General features: G+C 40.4%; 9 protein-coding genes. 5 read left to right on the top strand and 4 right to left on the bottom strand.

Annotated elements, in window-relative coordinates; all coding sequences use genetic code 11:
* Window positions 1–57: 57 nt before the first annotated feature.
* Complete coding sequence (locus tag ACF8FD_RS00225) at window positions 58–1,284, bottom strand: pyridoxal phosphate-dependent aminotransferase (RefSeq protein WP_058869424.1); 1,227 nt, start codon at window positions 1,282–1,284, stop codon at window positions 58–60.
* A 217-nt stretch (window positions 1,285–1,501) separates the two neighbouring features.
* Between ACF8FD_RS00225 and ACF8FD_RS00230 the strand changes: the two genes are divergently transcribed.
* Entirely contained in the window at window positions 1,502–1,681 is a 180-nt protein-coding gene (locus ACF8FD_RS00230) for a hypothetical protein (RefSeq protein ID WP_004693646.1), read from the top strand.
* A gap of 42 nt (window positions 1,682–1,723) precedes the next feature.
* Here the strand turns inward: ACF8FD_RS00230 and ACF8FD_RS00235 are convergent, their stop codons facing one another.
* The 3 genes from ACF8FD_RS00235 to ACF8FD_RS00245 all read right to left on the bottom strand — a co-directional run bounded on the left by ACF8FD_RS00235 (window position 1,724) and on the right by ACF8FD_RS00245 (window position 5,164).
* On the bottom strand, window positions 1,724–3,190 hold the full coding sequence (locus tag ACF8FD_RS00235) for a sensor domain-containing diguanylate cyclase (protein WP_234303718.1): 1,467 nt from the start codon (window positions 3,188–3,190) through the stop codon (window positions 1,724–1,726).
* A gap of 207 nt (window positions 3,191–3,397) precedes the next feature.
* Entirely contained in the window at window positions 3,398–3,931 is a 534-nt protein-coding gene (locus ACF8FD_RS00240; RefSeq protein WP_234303717.1) for a hypothetical protein, read from the bottom strand.
* A gap of 441 nt (window positions 3,932–4,372) precedes the next feature.
* The gene (locus ACF8FD_RS00245; protein WP_234303716.1) at window positions 4,373–5,164 is read right to left on the bottom strand and encodes a hypothetical protein; all 792 of its coding nucleotides are present in this window, start codon (window positions 5,162–5,164) and stop codon (window positions 4,373–4,375) included.
* A gap of 175 nt (window positions 5,165–5,339) precedes the next feature.
* Between ACF8FD_RS00245 and uvrB the strand changes: the two genes are divergently transcribed.
* The 4 genes from uvrB to ACF8FD_RS00265 all read left to right on the top strand — a co-directional run bounded on the left by uvrB (window position 5,340) and on the right by ACF8FD_RS00265 (window position 10,913).
* Window positions 5,340–7,361: an excinuclease ABC subunit UvrB gene (gene uvrB, locus ACF8FD_RS00250; RefSeq protein WP_279679359.1), complete on the top strand. Its 2,022-nt coding sequence runs from the start codon at window positions 5,340–5,342 to the stop codon at window positions 7,359–7,361.
* A 103-nt stretch (window positions 7,362–7,464) separates the two neighbouring features.
* Window positions 7,465–8,049: a lipocalin family protein gene (locus ACF8FD_RS00255; RefSeq protein WP_234303714.1), complete on the top strand. Its 585-nt coding sequence runs from the start codon at window positions 7,465–7,467 to the stop codon at window positions 8,047–8,049.
* 147 nt (window positions 8,050–8,196) lie between these two features.
* Window positions 8,197–9,132, top strand: a complete 936-nt coding sequence (rarD, locus tag ACF8FD_RS00260) for an EamA family transporter RarD (RefSeq protein ID WP_234303713.1) — start codon at window positions 8,197–8,199, stop codon at window positions 9,130–9,132.
* Window positions 9,133–9,455: 323 nt separating this feature from the next.
* Entirely contained in the window at window positions 9,456–10,913 is a 1,458-nt protein-coding gene (locus tag ACF8FD_RS00265; protein ID WP_234303712.1) for a glyceraldehyde-3-phosphate dehydrogenase, read from the top strand.
* Window positions 10,914–11,093: the final 180 nt, after the last annotated feature.

Here is an 11,093-nt window from a genome sequence, read left to right on the forward strand (position 1 = left end):
AAAATAAAAAACCCGCGAACTTCGCGGGTTTCTCTAATCTAACTTTAAAGGGTTAAATTATTTTTCAGCAGCAATTGAAGCAATAGCAGCATCTACGCCTTCGATTGAATCAGCCGCTTTCTTGATACGTGCAAGCGCATCTACAAGTACTTCGTCAGCAGTTGCATAAGAAATACGCATGAAACCGCCTAAGCCGAATGCATCACCAGGAACAACGGCAACGCCAGTTTCTTCCAATAACCATTCAGAGAATTCTGTACAAGATTTTAAGCCTTTCGCACGAATTAATGGACGGATGTTTGCATATGCATAGAATGCACCATCAGCAGGTAGGCAAGAAATACCCTTGATGTCGTTCAAACCGCTAACAACTAAGTCATGACGACGTTTGAATGCTTCAATCATTGGCTCAAGAACGTCTTGAGGGCCATTCAACGCAGCTTCAGCAGCAACTTGTGAAATAGAAGTTGGGTTTGAAGTTGATTGAGATTGGATTTTTTTCATTGCGCCAATAAGCTTTGCAGGGCCCGCTGCATAGCCAATACGCCAGCCAGTCATTGCATACGCTTTAGACACACCGTTTAACACGATTGTGCGGTCATAAAGGTCTGGTGCAACTGTTGCGATATTGTAGAATTCGTCATCCCAACGGATTGGTTCGTACATATCATCAGAAGCGATGTAAACTTCAGGGTATTTACGAAGAACGTCAGCCAAAGCTTCTAATTCAGCTTTAGTGTAGATCATACCTGTTGGGTTTGATGGGCTGTTTAAAACCACTAAACGCGTTTTGTCTGTGATCGCAGCTTCAAGTTGAGCAGGTGTGATTTTGAAACGTTGTTCTTCACCACATTTTACAATAACAGGAACACCTTCAGCGATAATCACCATATCTGGGTAGCTTACCCAAAATGGTGCAGGGATGATCACTTCATCACCTTTGTTTAACAAAGCTAATGCTAAGTTAAAGAATGACTGCTTGCCGCCACAAGAAACCAAAATTTGGTTTGCAGCATAATCAAGGTTATTGTCACGCTTGAATTTTGCAATAATCGCTTTTTTAAGGCCAGGCGTACCATCTACAGCGGTGTACTTTGTGAAACCGTTGTTAATCGCTGCAATTGCTGCATCTTTGATGTGTTGTGGGGTGTCGAAGTCAGGTTCACCTGCGCCCAAGCCAATAACGTTCTTGCCAGCCGCTTTTAATTCAGCAGCTTTGTTGGTAACAGCAAGAGTTGGGGACGGTTTGATGGCATTCACACGATCAGAGAGACGTACGTCCACGGCAGTATTCCTTCTTATAGGGTTTAAAAAATAAAAAGCACACTATCTTAGCTTAAAAAACTCAAGCAAGGCGTTTAAAAACACAGATTTTCTGCAAAAAACATAAAAAAAATTCAATTTTGAATTAATGATTTCAAAAATGTACAGAATTAGGAAGTTTCTCGCATCTTTATGAAAAAAACTTTAAAATAAGCGCAATTTGATGAGAGTGATGGTCATGAGTAAGCAACAGCCTACTTCAAAAAAACCTTTGGTGAATCTCCCATTCCCAATGCCAAATGCAGAACAAAGTGCTGACGATGTTGCACATAATCAGGTTCGTCCAAAACCTGAACAGTATGCAGATCGTACTTGGATGCCACCACGTGGCACCCGTCGTTCAATGGGTAAACGTTGATTCGCCATTGAGATAAAAAAGCGCCCTGTTTAGGGCGCTTTTTTATTGATCATTCGCTGGGTTGTAATTGGTAACCCGTCGATCATTTTCTGCATAGTAGGTTTTTTTGTGCTCATACATCGCAGTGTCGGCACGTTTAAGCATATCTTCAACCCGTTCATTTGGCTGGCTGGTGGCAGTGCCAATCGACACACTAATAGGTTGATGATTATTAAATTGGTTATCTACCATTAAAAGCTCATGCAAACTTTCAATACAATGGTTCAATGCGGCTTCATCGGCGGCAGGTAATAGCACCACAAATTCATCTCCACCGATCCTTGATGCTGAGTATTGGGTATTTTCAATTAACTGATTCAGGGTATTACCCATACGGCGTAATAAGCTATCACCTTGATCATGGCCGAGGTTGTCATTGATTGCTTTTAAGCCATTCATATCAAGGAAAATACAAGACACAGGGCGCAGGTTATTGCGCTCAAGTCGGTTGATTTCTGCGCTATAGAAAGAGCGGTTATAAAGTTTGGTTAAGACATCATGTTTGCCTAAATACTCAAGATATTTTTCGGCTTTTTTACGTGCAGTAATATCGGTGAGTGCTAGTTGAACCATACCCCAATCGTCTTCGAAGCCTGGAAACACGGCAAAATGTAACAGCACATGGCGAATACTGCCATCGAGCGCGTAGTTAACCGCTTCGCAGTTATGTTGAATATTGCCATCCCACAGTTCGAGCAACTGATGTCGAAAGGTTTGTTGGGTTTCGTTTTGAAAGACTTTATGCAGATTTTTAAGTAAATGATCTTTGTCACGTGCAGCAAACAAATCGAGTGTGGCTTGGTTGACATCGGTAACCATGATGTCTTTGAGACATTCATTAATAAAGTCATTGTGGACATCAAGGAAAGTTTTAAAGTCACTGATCCCTAAACGACGTAAATGATCTAAACGTGCTTTGACTCGGCTAAAGTCCTCAACCCAAAGCGAAGTAGGCGAATATTGAAAACGTGCCTCAGCAATTAAACGAATTTTTTCTTCTAAACGTTGTGCATTGGCATAAGGCGTGATGTCTTCCGTGGTGATCAGAAGCAACGAAAGATCGTGTTCATGACCGGGAAGTACTGTTCCGCGCAGTCGAATGTCAAGGCGATGACCTGTAAGCGTATAGTTTACAGCAGTATTTTCAAATACGGTCTCACCATTCCAAAGTGCGACCAGCTCATTTAAATGAGTGCTTGACATATCTGCTTTAAAAATTTGCGCAAGGTTTGCAGTTAAATCTTCAAAACTTTCGGCTTCAAATTGTTTTAAGGTTTGCGGGTTGACATGCAAGACTTTAATTTTATGCGCACAACTTAAAATACGTGATTTGTCTTCCAACAGAAAAGACGCAATATCTTCAACACCTTCACTCCGCCAAAGATCGAATTGTTTTTGTACTTCGCTAAAGTCTTCTAACCACATGGCAATGGGAGATAATTCAAAAATAGGAGAGTCCAATAATTGCATTTATATCTCGTTTTTATGTTGGAATTTAAAGCAGTATAAGCGCTAAAAAAACTTTTTAAAATAATGTGATAAAAAAAGTTATTTTTAAAATTTATGTGAGTTTATGGGGGGATTTAGTCAAAAAATGCATATTGATTGCGCATAGAAAATGCATAAGCTCCATTGGTTTTGGGGCTTAAAAAGCGTATATGCTGATATTGATAAGCGCTAAATACTTTGAGGTCGATAGCGAAAAGTTTGTGATTGTTGATATTGATGGTCGCGCCAAAATAAATTGATCACCAACAGGTTTGGAATTAATACCATGAAGAATAAATACATCAAAAAATTGCTTCGTTGTTGTTGGTAGATGCGCATGAAGTCTTGGCTGCTGATGGTTGTGTTGTCTGTTGTGACCGATAGCACTAAAACTTCTGGGTAGATAAACTGACGGCTGTCTGTGTAATAACTAATACTGACTTTTTGTTGTTGAAAGTCTTCTAATAGCGGGCAGCTCTTAAAGCGATCCATAAAATTACAAACCAGTCTTAGTGGTTGCTGCTGAGAAGGTTCATTTAATACAACATCTTCATAATGTGATTTATTGCGCCCAGAGCCTACAGTGTAGCTATTTAAGAGAATTTGGCCCTCGACGTGTTGCGGGTTGGGTATATGTTTTGCAATACGCACAGCCGAATAGTCAGTAAATTTGCTGAGACTGGAAAGTGAAAAAACATTAATGATGAAGAAGGGCGCCGTCATGAATAAAATATTTAACAGGAGATTGTTCTTTTTTGATTGTTCGTTCTTTGTCTTTTTGAGGAAGGATAAGCATACAATGAAGATAAAGTAGACAGGGGATAGATTTATAAAACTAAAATCCTGAAATTGAGGCAGTTGATAAAATGTAATCAGCATGACAACGGCAATAGCCATACTGAAAAGAGCATGCTTGCTTCTTTGGGATTTGAAGGCTTCAAGCTGTCTATTTGTTCTCACGATTTATTTAAATTTTTGAAAAGTATGATTATGATTCAGAGTGTAAGTGAACTTTTAAAAGTTAAAAAGGGAAAAGCAGGTACAGTACCGTCACATATTTTTTGTCGTAGTTGGCGATTGGAGGATATGTGAAGTGTTCAACAGCTCTATTATTTTTAACTAAAAAAGCCAATCTGATGGATTGGCTTTTTGAAAAGATTGGATTTAACGTGAGGCTTTCCGCGCACGATGTTCAGGCTTCGGTGGTGCGATTTCTCGTGTGCCTTGCCAAACTTCAATGAAGTCTTGCTCATTGATATTATAAAGTTCCAACAGCGCTAGAATGGCACCACCAAAAAGCATGCGTCCCTCAGCATTGGTCTCAAAATCAAATATTTTCCCAGACAGCGCATGTAAAATATCTTCAATTTCAAACACACGATCACGGCCATTACTGTCGGTTGGATACATGCGTGTGTTGAGAATAATTTTGGCTAAACTTTTTTCATTATCGGTTAAGGCCAAATGCTGAATCAGCATGTCATCATTTTGGGTACTGAAAATCACAGCATCGTTAAAAATAGTATGCAAAAACTTTTTACTTAGACGTGGCAGAGTTCTTTCCACAAATGGGCGAAATGATGCGGGGAAAATAACATTATGAGAAATGCCTTTAAACATAGGAGCAATTTCTTCAACTTTATAACCCGCAATACCGCAGCCAATAGAGGTTAGAAAGTAAGTTATTTTAGGATGATTTTTGGTATAGATTTTAAAGTCATCAATATAGTGTTGAATTTGCGAGAGCGGCATTTGTTGTAAGTGTTCGTTCATAGTGGGAATGGCATAACTTTGCCCTGACCAACCACGTCCGACGCCTTTGATTGCGCCAAAGTGTTCAAGTGCAGTTCGGGCAGCGCCATCAGCATGTTGACCTGCCATGTTACTACCAAACACAAATACGGTATGTTCATCTAGGTTTTTGACGATGCTTTCGTCATGATATTGGTAAGTCATAGGCTCTGATTTTTCGCTCTTCTTCACTTCATGTTGCCCTTGAAATACGGGGGGGTCAAGTGAAAAATCTTTGTAATATTTTCAGTAAATTACATTAAAAATCTAAAAGCAAGAATTGCTCGGGATTGAATCTGTTAAAATAGTCGGTTGAAGAAGCAAATCTTGGGATATGTCTGTGAGTGAGAAACAACCTTTTGATTTAGTCACCAATTACCAACCCGCAGGTGATCAGCCGCAAGCCATCGAAAAGCTTGTTGCTGGAATAGAAAAGGGCTATCACGACCAGTTGTTACTTGGGGTTACCGGTTCTGGTAAAACCTATACCATGGCCAACGTGATTGCGCGGACGCAACGTCCGACCATTGTCATGGCACATAATAAAACCTTAGCTGCACAGCTTTATGGTGAGTTCAAATCTTTCTTTCCGAACAATGCCGTCGAATATTTTGTCAGTTATTATGACTATTACCAACCTGAAGCCTATGTCCCATCTTCAGACACATTCATTGAAAAAGATTCTGCGATCAATGACCACATTGACCAAATGCGTTTATCTGCAACACGTTCTCTCTTAGAACGTCGCGATGCAATTATTGTTGCTTCAGTTTCTGCTATTTATGGTTTGGGTGACCCTAATGCCTATATGAGCATGTTGCTACATATTGTACAGGGCGATCGTATCGCACGTGATGACATCATTCGACGTTTGGTGGAAATGCAATATAGCCGTAATGAGCTTGAGTTTTTACGTGGTACCTATCGTATCCGCGGTGAAATTATCGATATTTTCCCTGCGGAATCAGACCAGCATGCGATTCGAATCGAGTTGTTTGATGATGAAGTCGATTCGATTCGTTGGTTTGACCCACTGACAGGCAAACTGGTCCGTAAAGTTCCGCGTGTAACCATTTATCCAAAAAGTCACTATGTAACACCGAAAGATAATTTAGAGCGCGCCATCGGCACGATTCGTGAAGAGTTAAAAGAGCGTTTAGGTTTCTTTCATGCACATGACAAATTGCTTGAAGCTCAGCGAATTGAGCAACGTACCCGTTATGATCTAGAAATGATGCAGCAGTTGGGCTATACCAACGGTATTGAAAACTATTCACGTCATTTGTCAGGTCGCCCTGCGGGCGAAGCACCACCGACCTTATTTGATTATGTTCCTGACGATGCTTTACTGATTATTGATGAGTCACACGTGACTGTGCCGCAAATTGGCGCGATGTATAAAGGTGACCGTTCGCGTAAAGAAAACTTGGTGAATTATGGTTTCCGTCTTCCTAGTGCTTTAGATAACCGCCCAATGCAGTTTGAAGAGTGGGAGCGGATTACCCCAGCAACAATTTATGTCAGTGCAACACCGGCCAAATACGAACTTGAAAAAGCCGAGCAAATAGCTGAGCAGGTGGTTCGTCCTACAGGGTTGATTGACCCCGAAATTGAAGTGCGTCCAGTATTGACTCAAGTTGATGATGTCTTGTCTGAGATCAATATCCGCAAAGATCTAGATGAGCGTGTTTTGGTAACCACCTTAACCAAACGTATGGCAGAAGATTTAAGCTCGTATTTGAAAGAGTATGGCGTCAAAGTTGCCTATCTGCACTCAGATATTGATACCGTTGAACGGGTGAAAATTATTCATGACTTACGTTCAGGTGTCTACGATGTTCTCGTCGGGATCAACTTACTACGTGAAGGCTTGGACATGCCTGAAGTGTCTTTGGTGGCTATCTTGGATGCGGACAAAGAAGGTTTCTTGCGTTCTGAGCGGTCTTTGATTCAAACCATTGGGCGTGCAGCACGTAATGTAAAAGGCAAAGCGATTTTATATGGTGATCGGATTACCGATTCGATGCAAAAAGCCATCGATGAAACAGCCCGTCGTCGTGAAAAACAAATGGCCTTTAATGAGCTGCATGGCATTATTCCGCGCAGTACCATTAGACAAAATAAAAAGGATATTGATACAGGCGAAGTGCTGACAGATGATCAAGTTGAAAGTGGTATTGCAGATCAACACCAAACGCTCAGTGCAGATGAGCAGCACTTGCTGTCTGATCCGAAACTTCTTGCCAAGCACTTAACCAAGCTGGAAAAGGAAATGTTAAAAGCTTCTAAAGAGCTACAGTTTGAGCAAGCTGCACGTCTGCGAGATGAAATTTTGCGCTTAAAAGCACAACTTCTAAGCTAAGTTGCATTTACATAACGCTACAGTAATTTGGACAGAAAGCATTATTTTTTAAAGAGATGTTTATTTTTAGATCATAAATTCTGAAATATAAAAGGTACAGTTTATGTCTGCAAATCTTCCAAAGGCGGGTTTTACGCTTGCCAAAATTGCTGTAGGTGGTGCTATTTTAGTAGGGTTAGGCATGGCAACCATGGCTTATGCCCAGAGCAAACCCTTAGCCGTGGTGGATAAGGTTGAATTAGACCGTTATTTGGGTGTTTGGTACGAAATTGCACGTAAGCCCATGTACTTCCAAAATAAATGCGGAACTAATGTCTCGGCTACTTATACTCTGAATGAAAATGGCAATGTGACAGTAGATAACCGCTGTTATGCTCAAGATGGTAAGCTGATGCAGTCCATAGGTGAAGCATTTGTACAAAACCCACCTTTTAATAGTAAGTTGAAAGTGAGTTTTTTACCTGAGGCGGTGCGTTGGTTACCTGTGGCACGCGGGGATTATTGGATTTTAAAAATTGATGATGACTATGAAACGGTTTTAGTGGGTGAGCCACGCCGTAAATATATGTGGGTGCTTTCTCGCTCACCTCAACCAGACCAAAAAGTCATTAATGAATACTTAGAATATGCAAAGTCAGTGGGTTATGACTTGAATGATCTGATTCATACCAAACAATTGCAAAAATAAAATCTATTAAGCCTTGAAAGCCATGCTGAAGCATGGCTTTTTTAGTTTCATATACGTATTTTAAAACTTGAATAATAAAGCTTTATACAGTCGAACGCTTTATAATCGGCGCCTATTAAAATTGTGTAAATCAATGTGGAGTGAAGGATGTATAAAGGTGTTGCACTATCGGTTTTAGCATCCATCACTTTTGGGGTTTTGTATTTTTATACCTTTTTTTTAAAGCCCTTAGATAGTGAGCAAACTTTTGCTTGGCGTATGCTTTCGACCTTACCCTTTTTAACCGTATTCATGTGGTGGAGTGGTGATTTAAAACTCATTTCGGAGTTGTTTAAGCGTATGTTTAAACAACCTTGGATGATTGCTTGGTTATTGTTTAGTTCGGTTTTATGTACCACGCAGTTGTGGCTATTTTTATGGGGGCCCATGAATGGTCGTGGCCTACAGGTGTCGCTTGGCTATTTTTTGCTGCCTTTGGTCATGGTATTGGTTGGTTGCATCCTTTACAAGGAAAAACTATCCCGCTGGCAAATGGCCGCGGTAGCCTTTGCTGTGCTTGGGGTGGGACATGAAATTTGGCGTATTGGTAGCATGGCATGGGAAACGGTTTATATCGCTTTGGCTTATCCTTTGTATTTCTTCCTGCGCCGTGTTTGTAAAACGGATCATTTGGGTGGCTTCTGGTGGGATCTGTTTTTAATTTTACCTGTCGCATTTTATTTGGGCTTCGTGCATAGCGATAGTTTGGCTTTGATACAACAGTTTCCACACCTGATTTTGGCGGTCATTGGACTGGGTTTCTTAAGTGCAATGGGACTCGGAAGTTATATACTCGCGAGTCGTTATTTACCTTTTGTGATCTTTGGTTTGCTGAGTTATTTGGAGCCTGTTTTACTGGCGGGAGCATCAGTTGCCATGGGAGAGCGTATAGAGGCGGGTGAGTGGTTTACCTATATTCCAATTTGGTTCGCAGTCTTATTACTTATTATTGAAGGTGTGTTGCATTTATATAAACAGCAACAAAATAAAAAACAGCTTGAACGAAATATTGAGCATTTTGAAAAACAGCAAAATTCAGACTAATTTGATGATGTTCGGAGCTATCATTGCGCTGGAATTTGGGCGATAAGCAAGTTCCTGATTTGTTTATTGCCCTTTAAGAATAGTTGACTGTTTGATAAAACATCATATGTGTAACTGTTTATTTTTTATCTAAAAAAATATTTTTCTAATTTTTATACTGCAAAATCATAAGACTAAATGCAATCATTTCTTAAATTAATAATGAATATACGACAAAAAACATCATGCATTTACAGCTTTCGATTCAAACTTGGCGTTAAATCCTTTACAATTGTTGGGTTTTAAAATTTATGCTTAGATTAAATTAATTAGAGGACGTATCTGTGAGCAAAGAGACTATCATCGCCCTACACGCAGAACACCAAGGTCGCTGGAAAAACCGTGAAGAAATCGCGGAACAAATGATCGCTTTGATCGGTCAGCTTTACCGTGAAAAAAATATTGTGGTTTCAGTGTTTGGACGTTCTTTAGTTAACCGTTCAGTTATCCAAATTTTAAAAGCGCACCGTTTCACTCGTATGATGGACGTTGAGCTTTCAGTTGTACACACGTTCCCAATTCTTGAAGCGTTGGTTAAAATTGAAAATATCGGTACTGCTGAAATTGATCTAGGCAAATTAGCCGTTGCGTTTAAAGAGCAAGGTGGCGATGTTGACGCATTTGTTGCAGCCGCTGTTAAATCTGTAGAAGGTCGTGCGACTTCAGTAGAAGGTCGTGACGTTGTCCTTTACGGTTTTGGTCGTATCGGTCGTATTCTTGCACGTTTAATGATTGGTCAGTCTGGTCTTGGCCGTGGTTTGAACCTAAAAGCGATTGTGGTTCGTAAGTCATCTGATGGTGATTTGGAAAAACGTGCGTCTTTATTACGCCGTGACTCAATCCATGGTCCATTCTCTGGTACGATTTCTGTTGATGAAGAAAACGAAGCAATCATTGCAAACGGTCAATTCATTAAAGTGATTTATGCGTCAAACCCAACTGAAGTTGATTATACCGATTATGGTATTAGCAATGCGTTAGTGATCGACAACACGGGTAAATGGCGTGATGCTGAAGGTCTTGCGCAACATCTGAAGTGCCCAGGCGCTGCACGTGTGATCTTGACTGCACCTGGTAAAGGCGACATGAAGAACGTTGTATTTGGTGTGAACCAAGCTGACATTCTTGATGAAGATACGATTATCTCTGCTGCAAGCTGTACAACGAATGCGATTACACCAACACTTAAAGTTTTGCATGACAAATACACAGTGTTGAATGGTCACGTTGAAACAGTTCACTCGTTTACAAACGACCAGAACTTAATCGACAACTACCATAAAGCAGACCGTCGTGGTCGTGCTGCAACGTTGAACATGGTAATTACTGAAACAGGTGCGGCTAAAGCGGTTGCTAAAGCACTTCCAGCACTTCAAGGTAAACTGACAGGTAACTCTGTACGTGTTCCAACACCAAACGTTTCACTTGCGATTTTGAACTTAACTTTAGATAAAGAAGTTGATCGTGATGAAGTGAATGAATACATTCGTAAAATCTCAATCAGCTCTAGCCTTCAAGGTCAGATTGGTTATACCAACTCGACTGAAGTTGTATCATCTGACTTTATCGGTTCGCGTACAGCAGGTGTATTTGATGCGCAAGCAACAATCACTTCGGGCAACCGTTTAACTGCATATGTTTGGTACGATAACGAAGTAGGTTATAGCTGCCAAGTTTTACGTATTGCAGAGCAAATGGGCGGCGTAAGCTATCCAAAAATTCCAGCTGAAACAAATGCATAATTTGTAATAGCGATTAAAAAGAGCCTCAATTGAGGCTCTTTTTTTTGCGCTGTTGTTGTGGGATGAGGTTGATCAGGTGCATTGGGCTGACATAAGTATTGGCTTGAGTGCTAAGAATTGCCAATGTTTAATCCCTAGTAATTTACTTAGAATAACCTGAGTTCGATATAAAAAAGAGTA

The organism is Acinetobacter sp. TYF_19 (assembly GCF_043105125.1).
Classification (GTDB): Bacteria; Pseudomonadota; Gammaproteobacteria; order Pseudomonadales; family Moraxellaceae; genus Acinetobacter; species Acinetobacter johnsonii.

Coding starts and splice junctions, on each gene's coding strand:
- ACF8FD_RS00230 (WP_004693646.1), top strand. CDS start 1,502: ATGAGTAAGCAACAGCCTACTTCAAAAAAACCTTTGGTGAATCTCCCA.
- ACF8FD_RS00235 (WP_234303718.1), bottom strand. CDS start 3,190: ATGCAATTATTGGACTCTCCTATTTTTGAATTATCTCCCATTGCCATG.
- ACF8FD_RS00240 (WP_234303717.1), bottom strand. CDS start 3,931: ATGACGGCGCCCTTCTTCATCATTAATGTTTTTTCACTTTCCAGTCTC.
- ACF8FD_RS00245 (WP_234303716.1), bottom strand. CDS start 5,164: ATGACTTACCAATATCATGACGAAAGCATCGTCAAAAACCTAGATGAA.
- ACF8FD_RS00255 (WP_234303714.1), top strand. CDS start 7,465: ATGTCTGCAAATCTTCCAAAGGCGGGTTTTACGCTTGCCAAAATTGCT.
- rarD (WP_234303713.1), top strand. CDS start 8,197: ATGTATAAAGGTGTTGCACTATCGGTTTTAGCATCCATCACTTTTGGG.